34 protein-coding genes and 1 pseudogene are annotated in these 26,113 nt (G+C 65.1%); 2 read left to right on the top strand and 33 right to left on the bottom strand.

What is annotated here, in order from left to right; genetic code table 11:
* The first annotated feature begins 142 nt into the window (after nt 1–142).
* Entirely contained in the window at nt 143–2,269 is a 2,127-nt protein-coding gene (locus PW843_13225) for an FUSC family protein (protein ID MDE1147557.1), read from the top strand.
* Here PW843_13225 and PW843_13220 read toward each other — a convergent pair.
* A complete protein-coding gene (locus PW843_13220) occupies nt 2,266–3,597 on the bottom strand; it encodes a replication-associated recombination protein A (GenBank protein MDE1147556.1) in 1,332 nt (443 codons plus the stop codon). The two genes, PW843_13225 and PW843_13220, sit on opposite strands and share 4 nt — an antisense overlap.
* Nucleotides 3,598–3,803: 206 nt before the next feature.
* On the opposite strand from PW843_13220, the gene PW843_13215 reads away from it, so the two are divergent.
* Entirely contained in the window at nt 3,804–4,499 is a 696-nt protein-coding gene (locus PW843_13215; GenBank protein MDE1147555.1) for a TlpA disulfide reductase family protein, read from the top strand.
* Between the two features lie 11 nt (nt 4,500–4,510).
* On the opposite strand, the gene PW843_13210 is transcribed toward PW843_13215, so the two are convergent.
* The 32 genes and pseudogenes from PW843_13210 to fusA form a co-directional block, all read right to left on the bottom strand.
* Nucleotides 4,511–5,938, bottom strand: a complete 1,428-nt coding sequence (locus tag PW843_13210; GenBank protein MDE1147554.1) for a DegQ family serine endoprotease — start codon at nt 5,936–5,938, stop codon at nt 4,511–4,513.
* A gap of 58 nt (nt 5,939–5,996) precedes the next feature.
* Nucleotides 5,997–6,242: a hypothetical protein gene (locus PW843_13205; protein MDE1147553.1), complete on the bottom strand. Its 246-nt coding sequence runs from the start codon at nt 6,240–6,242 to the stop codon at nt 5,997–5,999.
* 161 nt (nt 6,243–6,403) lie between these two features.
* On the bottom strand, nt 6,404–7,876 hold the full coding sequence (locus PW843_13200) for a hypothetical protein (protein ID MDE1147552.1): 1,473 nt from the start codon (nt 7,874–7,876) through the stop codon (nt 6,404–6,406).
* A 282-nt stretch (nt 7,877–8,158) separates the two neighbouring features.
* Nucleotides 8,159–8,581 carry a 50S ribosomal protein L17 gene (gene rplQ, locus PW843_13195; protein ID MDE1147551.1) on the bottom strand — a complete coding sequence of 141 codons (423 nt, stop codon included), beginning with the start codon at nt 8,579–8,581 and terminating at the stop codon, nt 8,159–8,161.
* Between the two features lie 162 nt (nt 8,582–8,743).
* On the bottom strand, nt 8,744–9,760 hold the full coding sequence (locus tag PW843_13190) for a DNA-directed RNA polymerase subunit alpha (protein ID MDE1147550.1): 1,017 nt from the start codon (nt 9,758–9,760) through the stop codon (nt 8,744–8,746).
* A gap of 233 nt (nt 9,761–9,993) precedes the next feature.
* Nucleotides 9,994–10,392, bottom strand: a complete 399-nt coding sequence (rpsK, locus tag PW843_13185; GenBank protein MDE1147549.1) for a 30S ribosomal protein S11 — start codon at nt 10,390–10,392, stop codon at nt 9,994–9,996.
* A 19-nt stretch (nt 10,393–10,411) separates the two neighbouring features.
* Nucleotides 10,412–10,780, bottom strand: a complete 369-nt coding sequence (rpsM, locus tag PW843_13180; GenBank protein ID MDE1147548.1) for a 30S ribosomal protein S13 — start codon at nt 10,778–10,780, stop codon at nt 10,412–10,414.
* A gap of 412 nt (nt 10,781–11,192) precedes the next feature.
* Nucleotides 11,193–11,840 (bottom strand): adenylate kinase, encoded by a 648-nt coding sequence (locus tag PW843_13175; GenBank protein MDE1147547.1) that lies wholly within the window; start codon nt 11,838–11,840, stop codon nt 11,193–11,195.
* The gene (gene secY / locus PW843_13170) at nt 11,837–13,168 is read right to left on the bottom strand and encodes a preprotein translocase subunit SecY (GenBank protein MDE1147546.1); all 1,332 of its coding nucleotides are present in this window, start codon (nt 13,166–13,168) and stop codon (nt 11,837–11,839) included. Before secY ends, PW843_13175 begins: the two co-directional genes overlap by 4 nt.
* A 180-nt stretch (nt 13,169–13,348) precedes the next feature.
* Entirely contained in the window at nt 13,349–13,825 is a 477-nt protein-coding gene (gene rplO / locus PW843_13165; GenBank protein MDE1147545.1) for a 50S ribosomal protein L15, read from the bottom strand.
* A gap of 33 nt (nt 13,826–13,858) precedes the next feature.
* The gene (gene rpmD / locus PW843_13160; GenBank protein ID MDE1147544.1) at nt 13,859–14,050 is read right to left on the bottom strand and encodes a 50S ribosomal protein L30; all 192 of its coding nucleotides are present in this window, start codon (nt 14,048–14,050) and stop codon (nt 13,859–13,861) included.
* Entirely contained in the window at nt 14,050–14,652 is a 603-nt protein-coding gene (gene rpsE, locus PW843_13155; GenBank protein MDE1147543.1) for a 30S ribosomal protein S5, read from the bottom strand. The genes rpmD and rpsE overlap by 1 nt, the downstream gene beginning before the upstream one ends.
* Before the next feature lie 12 nt (nt 14,653–14,664).
* Nucleotides 14,665–15,027: a 50S ribosomal protein L18 gene (rplR, locus tag PW843_13150; protein ID MDE1147542.1), complete on the bottom strand. Its 363-nt coding sequence runs from the start codon at nt 15,025–15,027 to the stop codon at nt 14,665–14,667.
* Between the two features lie 11 nt (nt 15,028–15,038).
* Complete coding sequence (gene rplF / locus PW843_13145) at nt 15,039–15,572, bottom strand: 50S ribosomal protein L6 (GenBank protein ID MDE1147541.1); 534 nt, start codon at nt 15,570–15,572, stop codon at nt 15,039–15,041.
* Between the two features lie 12 nt (nt 15,573–15,584).
* Nucleotides 15,585–15,983, bottom strand: coding sequence for a 30S ribosomal protein S8 (gene rpsH, locus PW843_13140; protein MDE1147540.1), 399 nt, complete (start codon nt 15,981–15,983; stop codon nt 15,585–15,587).
* A gap of 16 nt (nt 15,984–15,999) precedes the next feature.
* Nucleotides 16,000–16,305 carry a 30S ribosomal protein S14 gene (rpsN, locus tag PW843_13135; GenBank protein ID MDE1147539.1) on the bottom strand — a complete coding sequence of 102 codons (306 nt, stop codon included), beginning with the start codon at nt 16,303–16,305 and terminating at the stop codon, nt 16,000–16,002.
* A 16-nt stretch (nt 16,306–16,321) separates the two neighbouring features.
* Nucleotides 16,322–16,864, bottom strand: coding sequence for a 50S ribosomal protein L5 (gene rplE, locus PW843_13130; GenBank protein ID MDE1147538.1), 543 nt, complete (start codon nt 16,862–16,864; stop codon nt 16,322–16,324).
* Nucleotides 16,865–16,872: 8 nt separating this feature from the next.
* Nucleotides 16,873–17,187 carry a 50S ribosomal protein L24 gene (gene rplX, locus PW843_13125; GenBank protein MDE1147537.1) on the bottom strand — a complete coding sequence of 105 codons (315 nt, stop codon included), beginning with the start codon at nt 17,185–17,187 and terminating at the stop codon, nt 16,873–16,875.
* Nucleotides 17,188–17,556, bottom strand: coding sequence for a 50S ribosomal protein L14 (gene rplN / locus PW843_13120; protein ID MDE1147536.1), 369 nt, complete (start codon nt 17,554–17,556; stop codon nt 17,188–17,190).
* Nucleotides 17,557–17,581: 25 nt separating this feature from the next.
* Nucleotides 17,582–17,839, bottom strand: a complete 258-nt coding sequence (rpsQ, locus tag PW843_13115) for a 30S ribosomal protein S17 (GenBank protein MDE1147535.1) — start codon at nt 17,837–17,839, stop codon at nt 17,582–17,584.
* 14 nt (nt 17,840–17,853) lie between these two features.
* The gene (rpmC, locus tag PW843_13110) at nt 17,854–18,060 is read right to left on the bottom strand and encodes a 50S ribosomal protein L29 (protein MDE1147534.1); all 207 of its coding nucleotides are present in this window, start codon (nt 18,058–18,060) and stop codon (nt 17,854–17,856) included.
* Complete coding sequence (gene rplP / locus PW843_13105; protein ID MDE1147533.1) at nt 18,057–18,482, bottom strand: 50S ribosomal protein L16; 426 nt, start codon at nt 18,480–18,482, stop codon at nt 18,057–18,059. Before rplP ends, rpmC begins: the two co-directional genes overlap by 4 nt.
* Nucleotides 18,483–18,512: 30 nt before the next feature.
* Entirely contained in the window at nt 18,513–19,193 is a 681-nt protein-coding gene (gene rpsC, locus PW843_13100; protein ID MDE1147532.1) for a 30S ribosomal protein S3, read from the bottom strand.
* A 1-nt stretch (nt 19,194) separates the two neighbouring features.
* Nucleotides 19,195–19,590 (bottom strand): 50S ribosomal protein L22, encoded by a 396-nt coding sequence (gene rplV / locus PW843_13095; protein ID MDE1147531.1) that lies wholly within the window; start codon nt 19,588–19,590, stop codon nt 19,195–19,197.
* 1 nt (nt 19,591) lies between these two features.
* Nucleotides 19,592–19,870, bottom strand: coding sequence for a 30S ribosomal protein S19 (gene rpsS, locus PW843_13090; protein ID MDE1147530.1), 279 nt, complete (start codon nt 19,868–19,870; stop codon nt 19,592–19,594).
* 12 nt (nt 19,871–19,882) lie between these two features.
* Nucleotides 19,883–20,711 (bottom strand): annotated as a pseudogene (gene rplB / locus PW843_13085) (50S ribosomal protein L2).
* Between the two features lie 11 nt (nt 20,712–20,722).
* Nucleotides 20,723–21,040, bottom strand: coding sequence for a 50S ribosomal protein L23 (locus tag PW843_13080; protein MDE1147529.1), 318 nt, complete (start codon nt 21,038–21,040; stop codon nt 20,723–20,725).
* Nucleotides 21,037–21,657: a 50S ribosomal protein L4 gene (rplD, locus tag PW843_13075; GenBank protein MDE1147528.1), complete on the bottom strand. Its 621-nt coding sequence runs from the start codon at nt 21,655–21,657 to the stop codon at nt 21,037–21,039. The genes PW843_13080 and rplD overlap by 4 nt, the downstream gene beginning before the upstream one ends.
* 5 nt (nt 21,658–21,662) lie before the next feature.
* Entirely contained in the window at nt 21,663–22,370 is a 708-nt protein-coding gene (gene rplC / locus PW843_13070) for a 50S ribosomal protein L3 (GenBank protein MDE1147527.1), read from the bottom strand.
* 58 nt (nt 22,371–22,428) lie between these two features.
* Nucleotides 22,429–22,737, bottom strand: a complete 309-nt coding sequence (gene rpsJ / locus PW843_13065; GenBank protein ID MDE1147526.1) for a 30S ribosomal protein S10 — start codon at nt 22,735–22,737, stop codon at nt 22,429–22,431.
* Between the two features lie 76 nt (nt 22,738–22,813).
* Nucleotides 22,814–24,004: an elongation factor Tu gene (gene tuf / locus PW843_13060; GenBank protein ID MDE1147525.1), complete on the bottom strand. Its 1,191-nt coding sequence runs from the start codon at nt 24,002–24,004 to the stop codon at nt 22,814–22,816.
* A 32-nt stretch (nt 24,005–24,036) separates the two neighbouring features.
* Nucleotides 24,037–26,106, bottom strand: a complete 2,070-nt coding sequence (gene fusA, locus PW843_13055; protein MDE1147524.1) for an elongation factor G — start codon at nt 26,104–26,106, stop codon at nt 24,037–24,039.
* Between the last annotated feature and the right edge of the window lie 7 nt (nt 26,107–26,113).

Raw genomic sequence — 26,113 nt, 5'->3', positions numbered from 1 at the left:
CCAGCCCCCGCCAAGGCCCTTTAGATCAAGGCCCCGCGCCGCATCGCCCGCCATGCTGCGTTGCACCCAATATGCTGCATCTGCGAACAAACTTGCGCTATCGTTGCGGTCCCTGATCCATTGGCCTAGCGTTCCACACTCCATGACCCTGCACCACGCGGTCCCCACCGATCGTTCCTCCCCCTTGGGGCGCCTGGCGCGCTGGCTGCAGGCGCGCTCGTTCGCGCTGTCGCCGGAGCAGATCGGCATCACGGAAGGGCTGCGCGCCGCCACGGCGGTGGCCTTGATGGTGGCGCTGGCGCTGTATTTGGACCAGCCCATCCTGTCCTGGGCGGCCTTCGCCGCCTTCTGGGCCTGCCTGGCCGATCCAGGCGGGCCGGTGGGCATCCGCCTGCGCGCCATGGGCGGTTTCGCCCTGGTGGGCACGGTGATGGCCGGGCTGATCAGCGTGGCCGCCACCCTGGGGCCCGTGTGGGCCGCCCCCGTCCTGCTGGCGGCCATCTTCCTGTGCTGCCTCAGCCGGGCTTATGGGCCGGCGGCCACCCAGGTGGGGGTGTTGGCCTGCTGCGTCGCCGTGGTGGCGGTGGGGTATCCCAGCACGCCGCTGGCCGCCTTGCGCCTGTCCGCCGTCTTCCTGCTGGGCAGCGGCTGGGCGGTGATCCTGTGTTTGGCGGTCTGGCGCATCCACCCCTACGCCCCCGCCCGCCGCGCCGTGGCCGCCATCTATTCCGAACTGGGCGACATGACGGCCGAGTTGCTGGCCCTGCACAGCAGCGGCGCCACCCAGGACGCCCGCTGGAAGGCCCATGCCGCCGAGCACCGCCGCGCCGTGCGCGAGATCATCGAGCGGGCGCGCGCCGCCGTCGGCCGCTTTTCCGCCGGGCGCGGCGCCGGCCGCGACGTGCGCCGCAGCCTGCTGGCCGCCATAGAAGCCGGGGAGCGCATCTTCGCCGGCCTGATCGCCCTGGGCTACGATCTGGAACCCCACGCCACCGGCACGCCCAGCGACGCCGACACCCTACCCCTGCGCCAGCTGCGCGCCGCCCTGACACGCACCGCCCGCCAGGTGATGCGGACGGAGCCCGACCAGGCCCTGGTCGCCTATGAGGCGGAGGTGCTGGACCGTGTCGCCCGTCCGGCACACGATCTGGTCGCCCGGGTCGCCCAGGTCTGCGCCCGCGCCCTGACCGACCTGACCCATGCCTGGGACCCCATTCCCGCCGAGGCCTCCGCCAATGGCGACGTGGGCCCACAGGAAGAGCCCCCCCGCCGCACGTCCATCGTCCGGGCGTTGCGCCGGGCCATCCACCCCCGTTCCCCCATCGCGCGCCATGCCCTGCGCGTGGCCCTGGTGGTGACGGCGACCTATATCGTCACCGCCTATCTGGACGTCCACTACGCCTATTGGGCCACCATGGCCTCGGTGGTGGTGATGCAGCCGCAGGCGGCCACCACCTGGCCGCGCACGCTGGAGCGCGTGCTAGGCAGCGTCGCCGGCGGTGTCGCCGCCGCCTTCCTGGCCGTGGCCCTGCCCACGCCCTTGTCCCTGTTGTTCGCCATCTTCCCGCTGGCGGCCGCCACCATCGCCCTGCGTTCCGTCAACTACAGCCTGTTCACGCTTTTCCTGACGCCACTGTTCGTGCTGGTGGCCGACCTGCTGCACCCCGGCGCCGGGACGGCCCTGGCGGCAGCCCCAGGGGGCGAGACCATCGCCCTGACCCGCGCCTTCAACAACGTGCTGGGCAGCATCCTGGGCCTGGCCGGCTGCCTGGTGCTGTGGCCGGAGCGTGAGCCCAAGAGCTTTTCCCACCGCCTGGCTGACGCGGTGGAGGCCAACATGCGGTATGCCACCCTGGTGGTGCGCGCCGGCGACACGCCCTACGCCACCATCGACGCCGCCCGCCGCGCCGCCGGCCTGGCCAGCACGGCGGCGGAGGTGACGCGCCAGCGTATGGTGCTGGAAGGCCGCCGACGCAAGGCGCACCTGGATGAGGCCGCCGCCCTGCTGGAAACCCTGCGCCGCCTGGCCGGTGCCGCCACCGTCGCCTGGATGGATGAGCGCACCGACCCCGGCCCGCCGGACGCCCGCCGCATCGGCTATTGCGAGGCCGCCACCACGCGCCTGGGCGCCCTGGTGCGCGGCGTGCCGACGGAAGACAGCGCGCTGGCCCGCGAAGGCGAACCGCCGGACGACATCGCCCGCGCCGTCACCCAGGTGGTGGAGGCCGCCAAGACCTACGCCCGGGCGATGGAGAACAAGGCGGCTTAACCCTCGCCGCCGTCCTCGGCCCGCTGCCGGCGCAGCTTGGCCCAATAATCCTGGCGCTTCTTGATCTCGCGTTCGAAGCCGCGTTCCACCGGCTGATAGAACTCCCGCCGGGCCATGCCGTCGGGGAAATAGTTCTGGCCGGAGAAGCCGTCGGCCGTGTCGTGGTCGTAGTTGTAGCCCTTGCCGTAGCCCAGATCCTTCATCAGGCGGGTGGGCGCGTTCAGGATATGCATGGGCGGCATCAGGCTGCCCGTCTCCTGCGCCGCGCGCCGGGCCTGCTTGATGGCCATGTAGGCGGCGTTCGACTTTGGCGCCGTGCCCAGGTAAATGACGCATTGGGCGATCGCCAGTTCCCCCTCCGGGCTGCCCAGCCGCTCGTACGCATCCCAGGCGGCCATGGCGATGGTCAAAGCCTGGGGATCGGCCATGCCGATATCCTCGCTGGCAAAGCGCAGCAGCCGGCGGGCGATGTAGCGCGGGTCCTCCCCCCCCTCCAGCATGCGGGAATACCAGTAGAGGGCGGCATTGGTGTCCGACCCGCGCAGCGACTTGTGCAGCGCGCTGATGAGGTTGTAGTGCCCCTCCTGCGCCTTGTCGTACAGGGGCATGCGCCGCTGCACCGCCACGGTCAGCCCGTTAGTGTCCAACGGCGCCTCCCCCTTGGGCACGACGGCGAAGATTTCCTCCACCAAATTCAGGAAATAGCGGCCGTCGCCATCGGCCAGGGCCTTCAACGCCGCGCGCGCGTCGTCATCCACCGGCAGCGGCCGGCCCATCTCCGCCTCCGCGCGGCCGATCAGCTTTTCCAGCGCCTCCTCGCCCAGGCGATTGAGGACGAAGACCTGGGCCCGGGACAATAAGGCGGCGTTCAGTTCGAACGATGGGTTCTCGGTCGTGGCGCCCACCAGGGTGACGGTACCGTCCTCGACATAGGGCAGGAATCCGTCCTGCTGCGACCGGTTGAAGCGGTGGATTTCATCAATGAACAGCAGGGTGCCTTGGCCCGCCTGGCGCCGCTGCTTGGCCGCCTCGAACACCTTGCGCAAATCCGCGACACCGGAGAACACGGCCGACAGCGGTTCGAACGCCAGGGTGGTGGCCTGGGCCAGCAGGCGGGCGATGGTGGTCTTCCCGCAGCCCGGCGGGCCCCACAGCACCATGGAACTGAGGCGATGGGCCGCCACCATGCGGCCGATGGGCCCCTTGGGGCCCAGCAGATGTTCCTGGCCCACCACTTGGTCAAGTGCCGTCGGGCGCAGCCGGTCGGCCAAGGGCCGCGGCGCCTCCGCCTCGAACAGGGAACCCGATCCGCCTTTGCCTGCCGCCATCACGCCGCCAGTCCTGAAAATCCACGCTTGCCGGAACGCGGGGCCGGTACGGCCGGTTCCGTCCGCCACCATGCCAGACACGACGCCGTTCTGGCATCGTTCTTTTCGGGCGGCACCTTCCCACAACCCCAGCGCGGCCGTTGCCCCGGGTTCTTCCCGCCGCTATCGTTGAACGACCGCCCCGCCTTCCTGAGGACCACCACCCTATGATCGGCCGCCTGTCCCTTGCCGCCCTGCTGCTGGGCCTGTCCCTGCATGCGCCCATCGCGCGCGCCGAAACCAACGACGCCGACAAGCCCGCGGCCGCCGCCCCCCTCGACGCACACGATTCCAAACGCACGAAAGAGGAACTGGTCCGCCACTTCCTGGCGCTGCGCGTCGCCGAGTTGCGCGACACCCACAACGACACCTTCAAGCTGGACAGCTTGAAGGGCAAGGTGGTGTGGATCAACCAGTGGGCCAACTGGTGCGGCCCCTGTAAGCTGGAACTGGAGGCCATGCGCCAGGTCCAGGCCCGGGTGGGCGCGGACAAGCTGGCCATCGTCCTGGTCTCCACCCGCGACGACTGGTCCAAGGACCAGGACTATCTGGAAGACCACCACATCCCCTGGCAGGCGGTGGTGCTGCGCGAGGGGCGTTATCCCGACCCGGTTGCCCTGGCCTTCACCCTCACCCGCTTTGACAAGCAGGGGCGCGGCATCCGCTATTTCCCCTTCAGCAGCTTCCTGGACGCCGCCGGTGATCCAGCCGCCGTGCTGAAGGACGCGCTGACGGTGGATGAGAACGGCGCCATCACGGACCAGGCCAAGTTCGATGGCCTGGTCGCCATGCTGGAGGAATGGACGAGCCATAAGGGAACCGCCAAGGACGCGCCTCCCCTCAAGGAAACGGCGCCCGGCTGACCTTCCCGGCGTCAGCCACCGACGCTGAGGGTCAGCACCTGTTCGCCCCGGCGCACCGCCAGATCCCAACGGCGGGCCTGGCCGGCGATCAGGCGCTTCAGGTCGGCCACGCGGGCGATGGGCTGGCCGTTGACCTTCACCACCACGTCACCGGGCTGGAAGCCGAGGGCCTGGGCGGTGGTGCCCGGCTGGACCTTCAGCACGATGACGCCGTCGGAATTGCCGTTGTAGCCGACCTCTTCCGCCAAGGCGGGGTTGATGTTGGCCACGGTGGCGCCGGCGAAGGGTTCGCGACCATCCAACGTGGCCTCATCCCGGGGCGGATCCTCCGGCGGACCGATCAGCTTCACCGGCAGCTTGGTCTCCGCCCCCTTGCGGATGATGCTGAGCGTGGCGGTGCCACCCACCGGCAGGGTGGCGATGCGATAGCGCAAGCTGTCCGGATCATCGACCATATGGCCGTTCACGGCCGTCACCACGTCGCCCACCTTCACGCCGGCCTGTTCCAGCGGGCCCTTGGGGTTCAACTGGTTGATCAGCACACCCTGGGGCCGTGACAGGCCCAGGTTGGCGGCCAGATCCGACGTCACCGCCTGACCGCTGGCCCCCATCCAGGGGCGCACCAGCTTGCCGCCCGACTCCACGGCCGTGACGACGGAGCGCACCATGTCCGCCGGGATGGCGAAACCGATGCCGACGGAGCCGCCGCTGCGCGAATAGATGGCCGAGTTGATGCCGGCCAGCTTGCCGTCCATGGTGATCAGCGCGCCGCCGGAATTGCCGGGGTTGATGGCGGCGTCGGTCTGGATGAAGAAGTTGAAGTCCGACACCCCCACGCCGGTGCGGGCAAGCGCCGAGACGATGCCGCTGGTCACCGTCTGTCCCACGCCGAAGGGGTTGCCGACGGCCAGGACCAGGTCGCCCACCTGCACGTCGTCGCTGTCGCCGATCTCCAGGGTCGACAGCTTCTCGCCCTTGGTGTCGATGCGCAGCACGGCCAGGTCCACGCGTTCATCCGCCGTCAGCACCTTGGCGGGGAATTCGCGGCGGTCGGCCAGTACCACGGTGATCTGGTCGGCGTCCTTGATGACATGGTCGTTGGTGACGATCAGGCCGTCGGGCCGGACGATGACGCCGGACCCCAGCGAGGATTCCACCCGTTCCTTCGGCACGCCACGGAAGGCGTCGCCGAAGAACTGGCGGAAGAACGGATCCTCCATGAAGGGGTTGGCGCGTTGCTTGACCACCCGGCGGCTATAGATGTTGACCACGGCCGGTGCGGCGCGCTTCACCAGCGGCGCGTAGCTGAGGGTGATCTGTTCACGGCTCTGCGGCACCTGTGGTGTCTGCGCCGCGGCATAGCCGCCGCCCGCAGGCGACGCCAGGGCGGCGGCCAGGGCCACCAGGGGGACGCAACGGCGAAGGAAAGTCGACAACATCTCAGGCATCACGCTCTGCCAACTGGTCAAGACGAAGGATGAGACGATGAAATAGGGATCAACCCGGATCGCCGCAACGGTTCAGGCAGGACTTAAGGTCGCGTTGGCAGGCACCGTTGTTCAGTTCCGGCGTATGGTCCATCTGGCCGGCCCGGGTGTCGCCGCACACCGCATCCTCACGGTTGCAGCGCGCCACGCAGGCCGCGTGGGTGTCCAGCTTGCCCTCGCGCTGCGACGGTAACCCCATGCAGCCGGTCAGTCCCACCATCAGCAGCACGCCGGCCGCCAGCTTCATCCCCGCCACTTTAATCCCCGAAGTGCGCACGAAATTCCTCCTGTCCGTCATGACCGGCGCGCCTGCCGCCCGGTGATGGACGGGCGGCAGGATGCGCGATTTCGCCCCCGCACGTCGAGGGCTGAAAGCAACGCCATCCCGATGCCCATCCGCCGACTTACACGGCTCCGTCAGTGCGTCGTGGTCGCGCCCAAGCCCAATGCGTCGACCAAGGCCGACGGATCGGGTGCGGTGCCGCTGAACAGGGGCGCCAGGGCGACCGGCGATGTCGGGTTCGCGGTGATGACCAGCGTGCCGGGGGCCCGCACCGTCTCCACCAACGCCTTGACCAGCGCCGCCCCCCGGGGCGATGCGCTGAGCGCCAGGCCGCCGACCTGGATGGCCATCACGGCCTGGTCGCGCATGGCATCCGGCGTCTTGCCCTGCTGACTGCCGGCGAACCGCAGGGATCGCTCCACCAGCGAACGGTCGACATACCGCAGTTGCGCCTTGTCCAACTGGGCATTCTGAAACAGGGTTTTCAGATCCTGATTAGGTTCCGTGCCATGCACTTGGCCATCCAGCTCCACCTCACCCAGCTCATCGACGGTCAGGGTGCTGCGCTCCAGCGTGACGGCACTGTCCTTGAAGTCCCACTTGTAATGCAGGGCCAGCCCCAGGGTCATCTTGGTCACGCCCATGGCCTTGGCCATGGCAAGGCCGCGTGGATCGGGCAACATCGCCGCCGCATCTACTTGAAAGCCCTTCAGGACCACACCACCGGCACCGATATGGCCACCGGCCACCACCATTGGGTCCAGGGTGAAACTATCCAGGCGGAAATCCGTACCCTTGGGCAACTGGCCGGAGAAATCCGACATGGCCAAGGCGCCCACAGACACACCATCAAACAGCGATCCGCTCAGCGGTTCGCCACGCAGCAAGGCTCGAGCGGGTGCTGCCAAGTCGACGCCATCCCAACTTATCCGGGCCAATTTCACGACCCGTCCCTGCTGCGTCTGCGTCAGGTTGGAAAGGTCAGCCACGCCCAGCCTGCCGGCTTGGATACCCTTCAAGGAGCGACGGTCATAATGAACCAAAACAGGTGTTCCGGCGGCACTAGCAACCCCCATGCCCTTCACGGTGACATCCGTCTCGGCGAGGTCGCCGATATCAACCGCCATCAAACCGGTGGCAACGGCCTGCGCCAGAATTTGGCCCGCCACTTCCACGTCCTGCGGCCGCGTGGCTCCGCCACCTCGTTCGACAAGAGCGATGAAATCAGTATAAGCGGCGCGGGCTTGATCCAATCCGGGCGTGCCGGGCTGATGCAGTGCCCAGGGACGGAACCGGATATCGCCGACATCCACAAAGCCAAATGCCTCTTCCGCCGTGTCGAAAGCGATCTTGCCATCATGGATACGAATGTGATCGGCAACAGGCAAAGTCTGCCGTTCTTCCGCCCCGGTATCGCCCGCCCGCAAACCGGTTGATAACGTGTCCAGCGACAGCCCTTGGACATCGACCATCCTGGCAGTGCCCTGGAATGTGGCGCCGGCGACGGAGAGGTCACCCACATGCAGGGTACGCGACAACGGCGAAAAGGTTATCGTCCCATGGGTGATCTTCACCCCGTCCGGCGCCTGGGCCAGGATGGCGTCCAATTCGCCGGCGATCCGCCGCCCCATGTAATAGCCGGCCCCCCAATAGGCGGCACCAGCCACGACGGCCACACCCGCAGCTATGCCCAGCACCTTTCCAACCCGCATCGACAGCCCCTACCCCGATATATGGTTCCAACCGGGGCATGGTTGCAAAAGCCCGCGACACCCGCCAGCACAGAAAAAGCCTGGGACGATTCCCGCCATGATGGGGACGGTGCCAAAAAGAAAAAGGGGCGGCCCCTGGCTGGGACCGCCCCTCTTCACTTTTCCGGAAAGTGCAGCTTAGGCCGCGTCTTCCTCGGTCTCAACCACCTGGACCGGACCGCTGTCCTGGCCCTTGGCGGAAACATCGCGGTCCACCAGCTCGATGACGGCCATGGCGGCCATGTCACCGTAGCGGAAGCCGGCCTTCAGGACACGGGTGTAACCACCCTGACGGTCCTTGTAACGCTCGGCGATGGTGGTGAACAGCTTGTCCACCATGACGTTGTCGCGCAGTTCGGCGAACGCCAGGCGGCGGTTGGCGAGGCCACCCTTCTTGCCCAGCGTGATCAGCTTCTCAACGATCGGCCGCAGGTCCTTGGCCTTCGGCAGGGTCGTCTTGATCTGCTCATGCTTGATCAGGGCATTGGCCATGTTGGAGAACATGGCCAGACGGTGGGTAGAGGTCTTGCTGAACTTACGTCCGGAAACGCCGTGACGCATGGTGCTTCTCCTTCATGTCCAGGTGTCGGATGCCGACACCGATGACGAACCCCGGAACGCCCGCCCTTGGCCTCGAGAGGCGCTGGGCGGTACGGCGGGGGTGGGCCCTATGCCCTGATTCCACGGCCGATTAAGCGGCCGTGGAGAACCTCAAAACCGAAATCAGTACGGCTCTTCCAGACGCTTGGCCAGGTCCTCGATGTTCTCGGGCGGCCAGTTCGGGATTTCCATGCCGAGGTGCAGGCCCATCTGGGACAGCACTTCCTTGATTTCGTTCAGCGACTTGCGGCCGAAGTTCGGGGTGCGGAGCATTTCCGCTTCCGTCTTCTGCACCAGGTCGCCGATGTAGACGATGTTGTCGTTCTTCAGGCAGTTGGCCGACCGGACCGACAGTTCCAGCTCGTCCACCTTGCGCAGCAGGTTCTTGTTGAACGGCACCTCATCGGACTTCTCCGACGCGGTGACGGCCTGCGGCTCTTCGAAGTTGATGAACAGCTGCAGCTGGTCCTGCAGGATGCGGGCGGCGATGGCCACGGCATCCTCAGGCGTCACCGCGCCGTTGGTCTCCATCGACAGCGATAGCTTGTCGTAGTCGGTGCGCTGGCCCAGACGGGTGTTCTCCACCTTGTACGCCACCTTGCGGATGGGGCTGTACAGGGCGTCGATCGGGATCAGGCCGATGGGCGCGTCTTCCGGACGGTTCTGGCTGGCGGGGACGTAGCCCTTGCCCTTCTCGACCGTCAGTTCCATGTTCAGGCGGGCGCCGGAGTCCAGGGTGCAGATCACCAGGTCCGGGTCCATCACTTCGATGTCGCCCGTCACCTCGATCATGCCGGCGGTGACTTCCTTGGGGCCTTCGGCGCGCAGGCGCAGCCGCTTCGGGCCCTCGCCCTCCATCTTCAGACCCATGTTCTTGATGTTCAGAACAATGTCGGTCACGTCCTCGCGGACGCCGGGGATGGAGGAGAATTCGTGCAGGACGCCATCGATCTGGATGGCGGTGACCGCCGCCCCCTGCAGGGACGACAGCAGGACGCGGCGCAGGGCGTTGCCCAGGGTCAGGCCAAAGCCGCGCTCCAACGGGCCGGCGACGATGGTGGCCTCACGGCGCACATCGGCCCCGACATTGACGTCGAGCTTGCTGGGCTTTTCCAGGGTCTGCCAGTTCTTCTGAATCACGGGTAGCTGCCTCTAATGCCATCGGGAGGACACGACACCCGGTTTCACCGCTGTCCGGTGCGGCACGAGGGCGCCGGCCATAAAGACCGACGCCCCCGAACCTGACCCGGACCACCTCCCCTATGCGTGAACGACCGCGATGGCATGCGGACGCCCGTCCCGGGGTGGCGGGGAAACGCGGAAGCGTTTGGGCCGGGGTGCCCCGCGAGGGCCACCCCGTCTTTAAAGCGAAATCAGACGCGACGCTTCTTCGGCGGGCGAACGCCGTTGTGCGGGATCGGCGTCACGTCGCGGATGGACGTGATCTGGAAACCGACCGACTGCAGCGCGCGCAAGGCGGATTCACGACCCGAACCCGGACCCTTCACTTCGACTTCCAGGGTGCGCATGCCGTGTTCCTGGGCCTTGCGGCCCGCGTCTTCGGCAGCCATCTGGGCGGCGTAGGGGGTGGACTTGCGCGAACCCTTGAAGCCCATCGTGCCCGACGACGACCAGGCGATGGTGTTACCCTGCGCGTCGGTGATGGTGATCATGGTGTTGTTGAACGAGGCGTTCACATGCGCCACGCCCGAGGTGATGTTCTTGCGCTCACGGCGACGAAGCCGGGAAGCAGAAGCATTGGGCTTTGCCATTTCTTATCAGTCCTTCAGCTTACTTCTTCTTACCGGCGATCGGCTTGGCCGGGCCCTTGCGGGTGCGCGCATTGGTGTGCGTGCGCTGACCGCGGACCGGCAGGCCGCGACGGTGACGCAGGCCGCGGTAGCAAGCCATGTCCATGAGCCGCTTGATGTTCATGGCGACGGAGCGACGCAGATCGCCTTCGACCGAATAGTCGCTGTCGATGACTTCGCGGATACGCAGGACTTCGTCGTCGGTCAGCTGGTGCACCCGGCGTTCCACCGGAATGCCGACCTTGCCGCAGATCTCCTTAGCCTTAAGGGGACCGATGCCGTGAATGTACTGAAGGGCGATCTCCACCCGCTTCGCGGTGGGAATATTAACGCCAGCGATACGCGCCACGCGCTTTCTCCATCGTTACTGCCCGCCCCGGCTTGGATGCCGTGGCGATGCGATCTTCGTCCACACCCCGCCTGACATGCCGCTTCCCGTGGCGGGGATGCGCGGCGGCCTTCGGGGCATCTCATCCGAAGAAGTCCCAGGGTTTTCTCCTGAGATCTCCAAATGCACATACAAACCAGCCCACGTCCCGGCACCCGAAGATGCGGACCGCAAGCCGATTGACCCGAACCCGAACAGGCGAACCCATTTCGGATTGGATGCGGGAGTATACGCAGGCGCGGACAGAAGTCAACCGCGCCCACCTTCCCGCCCCGCAGCCCTCCCCCGCACGGATGCGGAGGCCGGGAACGCGAAAGGGCCGTGCCCGCCTACAGCGGACCACGGCCCCATTTCCGCTCGGCGGCCCGACGGATCAGGCCCCGATGATGGTTTCCAGCTGGCCGGTGACCTCGTCGATCTCCGCCATGCCGTCCACCTGCTTCAGCACGCCCTTCGCCTGGTAGTAAGGCAGGATGGGCGCCGTCAGCGCATGGTATTCCGCCAGACGCTTGGTGAAGGTCTCGGCGTTGTCGTCGGCCCGGCGCTTGAACTCAGTCGAACCGCAGATGTCGCAGACGCCGGCCACCTTGGGCTGGTGAAAGCTGTCGTGATAACCGGTGCCGCACTTGGCACAGGTGTAGCGACCGGTCACACGGGTCACCAGGGCGGCATCGTCCACCACCATCTCGATGATGTGGTCCAGCTTCAGATGCTTCTCATCCAGCATCCGGTCCAAGGCCTCGGCCTGCGGAACCGTGCGCGGGAAACCATCCAGAATGAAGCCCTTGGCGCAGTCCGGCTGGGTGATGCGCTCGGCGATCATCTCCACCATGATCGCATCGGGCATCAGCTTGCCGGCGGCCATGATTTCCTTCGCCTGCTGACCCAGCGGGCTGCCGCTGTCCTTCAGCGCACGCAACATGTCGCCCGTCGACAACTGCACCAACCCGAACTTCCGCTCAAGCCGCTGCGCCTGCGTCCCCTTACCGGCGCCCGGCGGCCCCAGAAGAATCAGGTTCATCCACGCCTCCCCCTCAGCTTTGCCTTCTTGATGAGGCCTTCATATTGATGTGCCAGCAGATGCGAATGGATCTGCGCGACCGTGTCCATGGTCACCGTTACCACAATCAGCAGGCTGGTGCCGCCAAAATAGAAAGGAATAGCGTTCTTCGCCATCAACAGTTCGGGCAATAGACAAACGACCACGAGGTAGCCGGCGCCCAGCACCGTCAAACGGGTGAGAACAAAATCCAGATAGTCGGCGGTGTTCTTGCCCGGGCGGATGCCAGGGATGAAGCCACCATATTTCTTCAGATTTTCGGCCGTTTCCGTGGGGTTGAACACCACGGCGGTATAGAAGAAGCTGAAGAAGATGATCAGCGCCATGTACAGCGCGATGTACAGCGGCTGGCCATGGTTGATGTAACGACCGATGGTCTGCAGGAACTGCGGGCCGTTGCCGCCGGAGAAACCGGTGACGGTGGCGGGCAGCAGCAGCAGCGAACTGGCGAAGATCGGCGGAATGACGCCCGAGGTGTTCAGCTTCAAGGGCAGGTGCGAGGCTTCGCCGCCGTAGACCTTGTTGCCGACCTGGCGCTTCGGGTACTGCACGATCAGGCGGCGCTGCGCGCGTTCCATGAAGACGATGAAGAAGATCACGCCGACGGCGATCAGCAGCAGCAGGATGATCAGCCCCATGCCGATGGCGCCGGTGCGACCCAGTTCCAGCAGCTGCATCAGCGCCTTGGGCAGTGCGGCGACGATGCCGGTGAAGATGATCAGCGAGGTGCCGTTGCCCACGCCCCGGGCGGTGATCTGCTCACCCAGCCACATCAGGAACATGGTGCCGCCGACCATGGTGACCACGGTGCTGACGATGAAGAAGGGGCCGGGTTCCAGCACGCTGCCGCGGGCACCTTCCAGCGCCACCGCCAGGCCGTAGGACTGGACGATGGCCAGGATGACGGTGCCGTAGCGGGTGTACTGATTGATCCGCTTACGTCCCGCCTCGCCTTCCTTCTTCATGGCTTCGAGGCTGGGGATCACCGCCGTCAGCAGCTGCACGATGATGCTGGCGGAGATGTAGGGCATGATGTTGAGCGCGAAGATGCTCATGCGCTCAATGGCGCCACCCGCGAACATGTTGAACATGCCCAGGATGCCGCCGCTGGCCTGCTTGAAGACGTCGGCGAAAGCCTGGACGTTGATCCCGGGCAGCGGAATGTAGGTGCCCAGGCGAAAAACGATGAGCGCTCCAAGGGTGAACCAGAGCCGCTTCTTCAGTTCCGTGGCCTTGGCGAAGGAGCCGAAATTAAGATTGGCGGCGAGCTGCTCGGCGGCTGAAGCCATGGAATCCGTTCCTATCGAGGCGCCCCTAAACGGCGCGGCACAGACGGTTCAAAAGGACAAAAGAAAAGGGACCGTCGCCGGTCCCCTTGATGGGTCCCACCCCAGATGGGGAGACCTGCGGCAGAAAGAAAGACGGCCGGCGCTCGCTTTTCACATCGAGCGCCGGCCGGACTTCCTTGATCACTCAGCGGCCGCTTCGACCACGGGCAGCTTGACCGAGCCACCGGCGGCTTCCACAGCGGCGACAGCCGCGGCGGAGGCGCCGGCGACGTCGAACGCCACCTTCGCGGAGATGCTGCCCTTGGCCAGCAGACGCACACCGTCACGGGTGGCGCGCACCAGGCCGGCACCCACCAGGATCTCGGCGGTGATCACGTCGGAAGCGTTCAGACGGCCCTCATCAATGGCCTTCTGCACCGTACCGACGTTCACCACCGCGTAATCGGTGCCGAACAGATTGTTGAAACCACGCTTCGGCAGACGGCGATGCAAGGGCATCTGACCGCCTTCGAAGCCGTTGATCGACACGCCGGAACGCGAGGTCTGACCCTTCACGCCACGGCCGCCGGTCTTGCCCTTGCCGGAGCCGATGCCCCGACCGACCCGGGTGCGCACCTTGCGGGCGCCCGGATTGTCGCGAATTTCCGTAAGCTTCATGACTTTATCCCTTCAAGCCGTATCGGGAAGGCCTCAGGAGGCCTTCTCGACGCGCACGAGGTGCTGCACCTTGGCGATCATACCGCGGACCGAAGGGGTGTCCTCCAGCTCGCTGGTACGGTGCAGCTTGTTGAGACCAAGACCCACCAGCGTCGCCCGCTGGTCCTTCTGGCGGCCGATCGGGCTGCCGATCTGGGTCACGATGACAGTGCTCTTCTCGCTCATCACGCGCTCTCCTTCACCTCGGCGCCGGCCTCGCGGCGGCCCAGGATGTCGCTGACGCGACGGCCACGACGGGCCGCGACGGCGCGCGGGCTGACGCACTGGGACAGGGCGTCGAAGGTCGCCTTGATCATGTTGTGCGGGTTCGAGGTGCCGACCGACTTGGTCACGACGTCCTGGACGCCGAGAGCCTCGAAGATCGCGCGCATCGGACCACCGGCGATGATGCCGGTACCGGCGTCGGCGGTGCGGAGCACCACCTTACCGGCGCCGAAGTGACCATGGACGTCATGATGCAGCGTCCGGCCCTCACGGAGCGGAACACGGATCATGGAGCGCTTGGCCTGGTCGGTGGCCTTGCGGATGGCTTCCGGCACTTCACGGGCCTTGCCCGAACCAACGCCGACGCGACCCTTGGCGTCACCCACCACGACCAGGGCGGCGAAGCCGAAACGACGGCCACCCTTCACCACCTTGGCGACACGGTTAATACCAACGAGCTTTTCTACCAGCTCGCTTTCCTCGCGGTCCCGGGGAGTACGATCCCGGTCCCCGCCACGCTCGCGACCGCCGCTGTTGCCGCCGTCCCTCTCGTTACGTGCCATAATCGCTACCCCTTAGAACTGCAGGCCGGCTTCGCGCGCGGCGTCGGCCAGGGCCTTGACCCGGCCATGGAACAGGTACGAACCGCGATCGAACACCACTTCCGTGATGCCAGCTTCCTTGGCCCGCTCGGCGATCAGCTTGCCCACAGCCTTGGCGGCGTCGATATCGGCGCCGGTCTTCAGCTGTTCGCGGATCGTCTTGTCGATCGACGAAGCGGCGGCCTTGGTCAGGCCGGCCACGTCGTCGATGACCTGGGCGTAGATGTGCTGGCTGGAACGGAACACGGACAGGCGCGGACGCCCCTGGCCCAACTTCCGGACTCGTGTGCGCACCCGCTGCTTGCGGCGCGCGCTCAGAACTTTTGCATTGCTCATGATCGTGCGCCTTACTTCTTCTTGCCTTCTTTACGGATGATGATCTCATCCGCGTACTTGACACCCTTGCCCTTGTAGGGCTCCGGCGGGCGGTACGCGCGGATCTCAGCCGCAACCTGGCCAATCTTCTGCTTGTCGAAGCCGGTGATCGTGATGGAAGTGGGCTTATCGCACTTCATCGAGATGCCGGTCGGGATCGGGTAGCGGATGTCGTGGCTGAAGCCCAGGTTCAGGAGCAGTTCCTGACCCTGGACAGCGGCCTTGTAACCCACGCCGGTGATCTCGAGGTTCTTGGTGAAACCCGTGTCGACACCCTTGACCATGTTGGCCAGCAGCGTGCGGGAGGTGGCCCAGTTCACGCGGGCCTTGCGGCTTTCCGTGCGGGGCTTCACCACCAGAACGCCGCTTTCCAGCACGGCGGAAATGTCGTCAACCAAGGTCAAGCTGAGCTGGCCCAGCTTGCCCTTCACGGTGACATCCTGACCGGAGACCTGAACGGTCACACCGGCCGGAACGGGCACCGGATGCTTGCCGATACGAGACATGTGGCCAGCTCCTTAGAACACTTTGCAGAGGACCTCACCGCCAACATTGGCGGCTCGGGCCTCGCTGTCCGACATAACGCCACGCGGCGTCGACAAGATCGAGATGCCCAGGCCATTGAAGACCCGCGGCAGATCGGCGATCTTGGAGTAGATGCGGCGGCCGGGCTTGGACACGCGCTGGACCTGCTTAATGACAGGCTCGCCTTCGTGATACTTCAGCTCGATGCGCACGTTGTGAACGCCGGGACGAACGGTGTCCAGGCTGTAGCCACGGATATAGCCCTCGCGCTTCAGCACCTCCAAAACGTTGGTGCGCAGCTTCGAGGCCGGGCTGATGACGGACTGCATACGGGCCCGCTGTCCATTACGGATGCGGGTCAGCATATCGCCCAAGGGATCGCTCAACGCCATTTCCCAAGACCTCCGATTACCAGCTGGACTTCGTCATGCCCGGGATCTGGCCGGTCGAGGCCAGGTCGCGCAGGGCAATACGAGACAGCTTAAACTTGCGGTAAAAAGCACGCGGACGACCGCTCAACTCGCACCGGTTCCGGATACGGGTCGGGCTGGAGTTACGCGGTAGTTCGGCGAGCTTGAGGCGGGCGGCGAACCGCTCCTCCGGCGGCAGGGTGCGATCGGAAGCAATCGCCTTGAGCGCGTTGCGCTTGCCAGCATACTGCTTGGCAAGGCGCTCACGACGCTTGTTCTTTTGAACAGAACTGGTCTTGGCCATGGGATGCTCCTGCCGCTCAGTTCGCGAACGGCATCTGGAAGCCCTTCAGGAGAGCCTTGGCTTCCTTGTCGGTCTTCGCCGTGGTGACGATGATGATGTCCATCCCCCGGATTTCATCGACGCGGTCGTAGTCGATTTCCGGGAAAATGATCTGTTCCTTGAGGCCCATGGCGTAGTTGCCGCGGCCGTCGAAGCTCGTGCCCGACACGCCGCGGAAGTCGCGGACGCGCGGCAGGGCAATCGTGATCAGACGGTCGAGGAACTCGTACATGCGCTCACGGCGCAGGGTCACCTTGCAACCAATGGCCATGCCTTCACGCAGCTTGAACTGCGCAATGGACTTGCGGGCGCGGGTCACCACCGGCTTCTGACCGGACAGAGCGGTCAGATCGCTGACGGCGGCGTTGATCTTCTTCCCATCGGAGGTGGCTTCGCCAACACCCATGTTGATGATGATCTTTTCGATCCGCGGGATCTCCAGGTCGTTGGCGTAGCTGAATTCGGTCTTCAGCGTGGCGCGGACGACGGAGTCATAATGTTCTTTGAGCCTGGCAGCCATAACGCCCCTCACAGGTCGATGACTTCACCGGACGCCTTGGCAAAACGGACCTTGCGGCCGTCTTCCAGGATCCGGTAGCCGACGCGGGTCGGCTTGTTGGTCTTGGGGTCGACGTGAGCGACGTTGGAGACGTCGATGAACGCCTCCAGCTCAACGATGCCACCCTGCGTGGTCGGAGTCGGACGCTGGTGCTTCTTGACCAGGTTCACGCCGCGCACCTTGACGCGGTTCTCCTTCGGCAGAACGGCGATCACCTCGCCCTGCTTGCCCTTGTCCTTGCCGGCGATGATGATGACCTTGTCGGCCTTCTTAATCTTCGACATTTACAGGACCTCCGGCGCCAGGGAGATGATCTTCATGAACTTCTTGGCGCGCAGCTCACGCGTAACCGGCCCGAAGATACGGGTCCCGATCGGCTCACCCTGCTTGTTGATGAGCACGGCCGCGTTGCGGTCAAAGCGGATGGCGGAACCGTCGGTACGACGGATTTCCTTCGCGGTGCGAACGATGACCGCGCGATGCACGTCACCCTTCTTCACACGACCCCGCGGAATGGCCTCTTTGACCGAGACGACGATAACGTCGCCAACGGCCGCGACCTTCCGCATGGAGCCGCCCAGCACCTTGATGCACTGCACCCGGCGCGCGCCGCTGTTGTCAGCGACCTCCAGGTTGGTTTGCATCTGGATCATGGTTTGGCTTCCTTAAGCAAAACAGTTAGACGGCGGCGCCCGACGGGGCGGCGCTTTCCACGACGACGGCCCACCGCTTCCGCTTGGAAATCGGACGGCATTCCTCGATGGTGACCGTGTCGCCAGCCTTATAAGCGTTCTGCTCATCATGAGCAGCATACTTCTTCGACTGCTTAATAAACTTCTTGTACACGGGGTGCATAACACGACGCTCGACCAGTACGATGACGGTCTTGTCGCCCTTGTCACTCACCACCGTGCCCTGCAAAACACGCCGGGGCATTACGCTTCCCCCTGTCAGGACGCGGGCGCAGCGGTTTCCCGCTGGCCCAGGATGGTCTTGATCCGTGCGATGTCGCGCCGAACCTGGCCGACACGCGCGGTATTCTCCAGCTGCCCGGAGGCGCGCTGGAAGCGCAAATTGAACTGCTCTTTCTTCAACTGCAAGAGCTGGTCCTGCAACTCATCCACGCTTTTCGTGCGCAGGTCTACGGCTTTGGTCATGCCTCAGCTCCCTCACCCAGGCGGGTGATGAATCGGGTCTTGATCGGCAGCTTGGCAGCCGCCAGCTCGAACGCGCGCTTGGCGAGGTCCGCCGGCACGCCGTCCAGCTCGAACATGATGCGGCCGGGGGCCACGCGGGCCGCCCAGAACTCGGGCGAACCCTTACCGGAGCCCATGCGGACTTCGGCAGGCTTGCTCGACACCGGCACGTCCGGGAATATCCGGATCCAGACCCGGCCCTGACGCTTCATGTGACGGGTGATCGCGCGGCGGGCCGCTTCGATCTGGCGCGCGGTGATGCGCGCCGGCTCCACCGCCTTCAGACCGAAGGCGCCGAAGTTCAACTGGGTGCCGCCCTTGGAGGCGCCGTGGATGCGCCCCTTGTGCTGCTTGCGGTACTTAGTACGTTTCGGACTCAGCATGGCAATTGCCCTCTAGTATCCGTTCACCACTCAGCGCGCCGCGACGGGCTGCTGATCGGCGCGCTTGTCCTGGGCGAACGGATCGTGCGCCAGAATTTCGCCCTTAAACACCCACACCTTGACACCGCAGGTGCCGTAGGTGGTCTTAGCCGTGGCCGTGCCGTAGTCGATCTCGGCGCGCAGCGTGTGCAGCGGCACGCGACCTTCGCGGTACCACTCCATACGAGCGATTTCGGCGCCGCCCAGACGGCCGCCGCAGTTGATGCGGATGCCCTGGGCGCCGAGGCGCATGGCCGACTGCACGGCGCGCTTCATGGCGCGACGGAAGGCGACACGGCGCTCCAGCTGGCTGGCGATGTTCTCCGCGATCAGCCGGGCGTCGAGTTCCGGCTTGCGGATCTCGACGATGTTCAGGCTGACCTCGGAACCGGTCATCCGGCTCAGGTCCAGGCGCAGCTTCTCGATGTCCGCACCCTTCTTGCCGATCACCACACCCGGACGGGCCGTGTGGATGGTGACGCGGGCCTTCTTGGCCGGACGCTCGATGATGATGCGGGACGCACCGGCCGCAGCCAGCTTGCCCTGCAGGTGCTTGCGCAGGCGCAGGTCCTGGTGCAGCAGCGTGGCGTAGTCGCGGTTGGCGAACCAGCGGCTGTCCCAGGTCCGGTTGATACCGACGCGGAGCCCGATGGGATTGACTTTCTGACCCATGTTACGCGGTCTCCCCCGTGGCTTCCTCGGCGCGTTCACGCACGACCACGGTCAAGTTGCTGTAAGACTTCTCGACACGGGCACCGCGACCGCGGGCCCGGGCATGGAAGCGCTTCATCACCAGGGCGCGGCCGACCGTCGCATAAGCGACGACCAGACGATCAACGTCCAGCTGATGATTGTTCTCGGCGTTGGCGATGGCCGACTGCAGCACCTTCTTCACTTCGCCGGCGATACGGCGCTTGGAGAAGGTCAGCATGGCCAGGGCCTGGCCGGCTTCCTTGCCGCGGATCATCTGGGCGACGAGGTTCAGCTTGCGGGCACTGGATTTGATCATCCGGCCGTGCGCCGCAGCCTCGTTGTCGGCGAAGGGCCGTTCAGATTGAGGCTTGCTCATGTTACTTCCTCTTCGCCTTCTTGTCGGCCGCATGGCCGTAGAAAGTCCGCGTCGGGGAGAACTCACCGAACTTGTGGCCGATCATGTTCTCGGTCACGAGTACCGGCAGGAACTTATGGCCGTTGTACACGCCAAAGGTCAAACCGACGAACTGGGGCAGGATCGTGGAACGGCGCGACCAGATCTTGATGATCTCGTTGCGGCCGGACGCGCGCGCCTTCTCTGCCTTCTTCAAAAGGTAGCCGTCGATAAACGGCCCCTTCCAGACGGAACGGGTCACGGGTCCTACTCCTTACTTAGAGCGACGACGGCGGATAATCAGGCCGTTCGTCTTCTTGTTGCTACGCGTCTTCTTGCCCTTGGTCGGCTTGCCCCACGGGGTAACCCGGATGACGGCCACCGGAGGTGCGGCCTTCACCACCACCATGCGGATGGTCGATCGGGTTCATGGCGACGCCACGGACGGACGGACGACGACCCAGCCAACGGTTGCGACCGGCCTTGCCGATCACGGTGTTGGCCTGATCCGGGTTGGACACGGCACCGATGGTGGCCATGCACTCGCCCCGGACCATGCGCAGCTCACCCGAGGGCAGCTTCAGCTGGGCGTAGCCCTGGTCGCGGCCAACCAACTGCAGGAACGTACCGGCGGAGCGGGCGATCTGCCCACCCTTGCCCGCGCGCAGTTCCACATTGTGGACCAGCGTGCCGACCGGGATGTTCTTCAGCGGCATGGCGTTGCCGGGCTTCACGTCGACCTTCTCGCCAGCGACGATGACGTCACCGGCCTTCAGGCGCTGCGGAGCCAGGATATAGGCCAGGTGGCCGTCCTGGTAGCGAACCAGGGCGATGAACGCCGTACGGTTCGGATCGTATTCCAGGCGCTCGACCGTCGCGGGGACGTCGAACTTGCGGCGCTTGAAATCGATCAGACGGTAGGTGCGCTTGTGGCCACCACCCATGCGACGCGCGGTGATGCGACCGGTGTTGTTACGACCGCCGGAGCCGGACAGGCCCTCGGTCAGACGCTTTACCGGCTTGCCCTTATACAGCTCCGAGCGGTCGACCAGCACCAGCTGGCGGAGGCTCGGGGTAATCGGGCGGTAAGTCTTAAGTGCCATCGTTAATGCCCTCACACGCCCGTGGTGACGTCGATCGTGTGCCCTTCGGCGAGGGTCACGATGGCCTTCTTGAAGTCAGACCGGCGCGCCACGATACCCCGGAAGCGCTTGGTCTTGCCCTTCGAGACGATCGTGTTTACGGCCGTCACCTTGACCTTGAACAGACCTTCAACGGCCGCCTTGATCTCGGGCTTCGTCGCATCCAGGGGCACCCGGAAGGTGACCTGGTTGTGCTCGGAACCCAGGGTGGCTTTTTCCGTGATGACGGGCGCGACGATCAGATCGTACATGCGCTCGGCGCTCACAAACGGCTTCGCGTTCTTGCTCATTTCAGGCGAGCCTCCAACTGCTCGACCGCGTTGCGGGTCAACACCAGGGTGTCGCGCCGCAGGATGTCGTACACGTTGGCGCCCTGCTCCGGCAGCACGTCCACATGCGGGATGTTGCCGGCGGCCCGGACGAAGTTCTCATCCAGGTTGGCGCCGTCGATGATCAAGACCGAGTTCAGGCCCAGGGCACCGAACTGGGCGACCAGCGCCTTGGTCTTGTGGGACTCGGCACGGGCGTCGTCGAGGATGATCAGCTTGCCTTCGGCGGCCTTGACCGACAGCGCGGTCTTCAGGGCCAGCTTGCGGACCTTCTTCGTCAGATCGTGCTCATGGCTGCGCACCACCGGACCGAAGATCACCGCGCCGCCGCGGAACTGCGGCGACCGCAGGGAGCCCTGACGGGCACGGCCGGTGCCCTTCTGCTTCCACGGCTTCTTGGTCGTGCCGGAGATCTCGGAGATCCCCTTGGTCTTGTGCGAACCCTGGCGACGCTTGGCCAGCTGCCAGTTCACCATGCGGGCCAGCAGATCGGCGCGGGCCGGCAGGCCGAACACGGCGTCGTCGAGTTCGATCTCGCCGACTTGCTCGTTCTTCAGATTCTTAACGGTCGTCTTCATGATGCTCAGCCCTCCTGCGCGGCAGGAGCGTCCTGCGTCGGCGCACGGAAGGCGGCCGGGAAGGGAACACCCTCCGGCAGCTTCTTCTTCACGGCGTCCTTGACCAGGATGTAACCGCCCTCGGAGCCGGGGACGGCGCCGCGGACGAGGATCAGGCCGCGCTCGACATCGACCGAGACGACCTTCAGGTTCTGGGTGGTGACCTGCTCAACGCCCAGGTGACCCGCCATCTTCTTGTTCTTGAAGGTGCGGCCCGGATCCTGACGCTGACCGGTCGAACCGTGCGAACGGTGCGACACGGACACGCCGTGCGTGGCGCGAAGGCCGCCGAAGTTCCAGCGCTTCATGCCACCGGCGAAGCCCTTACCGATGGTCGTCCCGGTGACGTCCACGAACTGGCCCGCGACGAAGTGATCGACGGTGATCTCGGCACCGACATCGACCAGGGCATCCGGGGTGACCCGGAATTCCACGGTCTTCTTCTTCGGCTCCACCTTCGCCTTGGCGTAGTGGCCGCGTTCAGCCTTCGTGACGTTCTTCACCTTGGCCTTGCCCACACCGACTTCCAGGGCGGTGTAACCGTCCCGTTCCTCGGTCTTGTGGGAGACGACCTGGCAATTGTCGACTTTCAGCACAGTCACCGGCACGTGCTCGCCCTCATCTGTGAAGATGCGGGTCATGCCGAGCTTCTGCGCGATCAAACCGGATCGCATTTTAGTCTCTTCTCCTAACAGGGGACATCCTCAGGGGGAGAGGTCCCACCACTCTTACTTACAGCTTAATCTCGACGTCGACGCCGGCGGCCAGGTCGAGCTTCATCAGCGCGTCCACGGTCTGCGGCGTCGGATCGACGATGTCCAGCAGGCGCTTGTGGGTGCGAATCTCGAACTGCTCACGCGACTTCTTGTCGATGTGCGGGCTGCGGTTCACCGTGAACTTCTCGACCTGGGTCGGAAGGGGGATCGGACCGCGCACCCGGGCACCCGTCCGCTTGGCGGTATTCACGATCTCGCTGGTCGACTGGTCGAGCACGCGGTGATCGAATGCCTTCAGGCGGATCCGGATATTCTGGCTTTCCATCGTCCTAAACCTTGGTTGGAAGCGGTGCCGAATAGCATCGGCACCGCACACCGTCAATCAAAACAGGTAGTACTTATCAGGCAATGATCTTGGCGACCACGCCGGCGCCGACGGTGCGGCCGCCTTCACGGATGGCGAAGCGCAGGCCTTCGTCCATGGCGATCGGGGCGATCAGCTCCACGGTCACCTGCACGTTGTCGCCCGGCATCACCATCTCGGTGCCTTCCGGCAGCGAGACCATGCCCGTCACGTCCGTGGTGCGGAAGTAGAACTGGGGACGGTAGTTGGTGAAGAACGGGGTGTGACGGCCGCCTTCTTCCTTCGTCAGGATGTAGGCTTCGGCCACGAACTTGGTGTGCGGGGTGATCGAGCCGGGCTTCGCCAGGACCTGGCCACGCTCGACGTCTTCACGCTTCGTGCCGCGCAGCAGCGCGCCGATGTTGTCGCCAGCCTGACCCTGGTCCAGCAGCTTGCGGAACATCTCAACGCCGGTGACGGTCGTCTTCACCGTGGCCTTCAGGCCGACGATCTCGATTTCCTCACCCACCTTCACGATGCCGCGCTCGACACGGCCGGTCACCACGGTGCCGCGGCCGGAGATCGAGAACACGTCTTCGATCGGCATCAGGAAGGGCTTGTCAACCGGACGCTCCGGCTGCGGGATGTAGGCGTCGACCGCCTTCATCAGCTCCAGGATGGCATCCTTGCCGATCTCGGGGCTGCGGTCTTCCAGGGCGCACAGGGCGGAGCCCTTCACGATCGGAATGTCGTCGCCAGGGAAGTCGTAGCTGCTCAGCAGCTCGCGCACTTCCAGCTCCACCAGCTCCAGCAGCTCGGGGTCGTCGACCATGTCGACCTTGTTCATGAACACGACCAGGGCGGGCACGCCGACCTGACGGGCCAGCAGGATGTGCTCGCGGGTCTGCGGCATCGGGCCGTCAGCGGCCGACACCACCAGGATCGCGCCGTCCATCTGCGCGGCGCCGGTGATCATGTTCTTCACATAGTCAGCGTGGCCGGGGCAGTCGACGTGCGCATAGTGACGGTTGGCCGTCTCGTACTCGACGTGGGCGGTCGAGATCGTGATGCCACGAGCCTTCTCTTCCGGGGCCTTGTCGATCTGGTCGTACGCGGTGAACGTCGCGCCACCGCTCTCAGCCAGCACCTTCGTGATGGCAGCGGTCAGCGACGTCTTGCCATGGTCGACGTGACCGATGGTGCCGATGTTGCAATGCGGCTTGTTGCGCTCGAATTTCGCCTTCGCCATGGTTACTCTTCCTTCTCTCGACTTCTGCCAGATCAGGCCATCTTGGCGCGGACGACATCCGCGATGGCAGCCGGCACCGGCTCATAATGGTCAAACTGCATCGAGTACTGCGCACGGCCCTGGCTCATGGAGCGCAGGTTGTTCACATACCCAAACATATTGGCCAGCGGCACCTTGGCGTTGATGACACGCGCGTTGCCCCGCTGGTCCATTCCCGTAACCTGTCCCCGGCGGCTGTTCAGGTCGCCGATGACGTCACCCATGTAGTCGTCGGGGGTGATCACCTCCACCACCATCACCGGCTCCAGCAGGACGGGCTTGGCCAAGGCCATGCCCTCCTTGAAAGCGGCGCGAGCGGCGAACTCGAACACCTCGACGGAGCTGTCGACGTCGTGAAAAGCGCCGTCGACCAGCCCTACCGTACAATCGATCACCGGGAACCCGGCGATCACCCCGCTGTCCTTGGCGGCATCGACGCCACCCTGGACACCATGGGCAAATTCCTTGGGCACCTTCGTGCCCGACCTGTTCTCGAACCGGAACCCGGAACCGGGCTGCGACGGTTCGAAGACCAGCTTCACGCGGGCGAACTGCCCGATGCCGCCGATCTGCCGCTTCAGCGTATGGTCGACCTCGGCCTTGTGGGCCACGGTCTCGCGATACGCCACCTGCGGCGACCCGACATCGGCCTCGACCCGATATTCCCGCCGCATGCGATCGACGATGATCTCCAGGTGCAGCTCACCCATGCCACCGATCACGGTTTGACCCGTTTCGGCGTCCCGGCCGATGCGGAAGGACGGATCCTCCGCGGCCAGGCGCTGCAACGCCATCGCCATCCGGTCGTGATCGGCCTGCGTCTTAGGCTCCACCACCACCTCGATCACCGGCTCCGGGAAATCCATGCGTTCCAGCACCAGGGGTGCCGAGGGATCGCACAGGGTGTCGCCCGTCGTCGTATTCTTCAGACCCGCCAGGGCGACGATGTCGCCCGCGCAGGCCGCCTCGATCTCTTCGCGGGTGTTGGCGTGCATCAGCAGCATGCGGCTGACGCTCTCCTTCTCACCCTTGCCCGCGTTCATCACGCGGTCACCGACTGCGACCCGCCCGGAATAAATCCGGATGAAGGTCAGCGAGCCGACGAACGGATCGTTCATCACCTTGAACGCCAAAGCCGCGAAGGGCGCCGCGTCATCCCTCTGCCGGCTGGCCGGTTCCCCGTCCAGCGAAACGCCGGCGACATCAGCGATGTCGAGCGGCGACGGCAGAAAATCGACAACGGCGTCCAGCATCGGCTGCACGCCCTTGTTCTTGAAGGCTGAACCGCACAGCACCGGAACCAGGCGCAGCGCGATCGTCCCCTTCCGGATCAGCGCCTTAAGCGCTGCCTCGTCGGGCTCATCACCCTCAAGGTAGCGCTCAGTAGCAGCCTCATCCATTTCGACCGCCTGTTCCACCAAGCGGGCCCGGTAAGAGGCCACCTGGTCGACCATGTCGGCCGGCACATCAGTCTCGAAGAACTCTGCACCCAGAGTTTCTTCTTTCCAGACGATGGACTTGTTCCTCACCAGGTCGACGACGCCGGAAAATCCAGCTTCGGTCTTGATGGGAAGCTGCAGGACCGCCGTGTTGGCGCCCAGCCGCTCCCGGATCATCTCGACGGTGCCGTAGAAGTCGGCACCGACCCGGTCCATTTTGTTCACGAAACACATGCGCGGCACGCGGTACTTGTCCGCCTGCCGCCACACGGTTTCCGACTGCGGCTCAACCCCTGCAACCGCATCAAACAACGCCACCGCACCATCCAGCACCCGCAGGGAACGCTCGACCTCGATCGTGAAGTCGACATGCCCTGGCGTGTCGATGATGTTCACCCGGTGGTCACGCCAGAAACAGGTCGTGGCCGCCGAGGTGATGGTGATGCCGCGCTCCTGCTCCTGCTCCATCCAATCCATCGCGGCGGTGCCCTCGTGGACCTCGCCCATGCGATAGGATTTTCCGGTGTAGTACAGGATCCGCTCGGTCGCCGTCGTCTTGCCGGCATCGATGTGGGCACAGATGCCGATATTCCGGTAACGATCAAGAGGATGGGAGCGCGCCATGATTCCT

The organism is Azospirillaceae bacterium (assembly GCA_028283825.1).
Lineage (GTDB): Bacteria > Pseudomonadota > Alphaproteobacteria > Azospirillales > Azospirillaceae > Nitrospirillum.
Note: the sequence above shows the minus strand (reverse complement) of the source record. Positions and strands in the feature narration are given on the sequence as shown.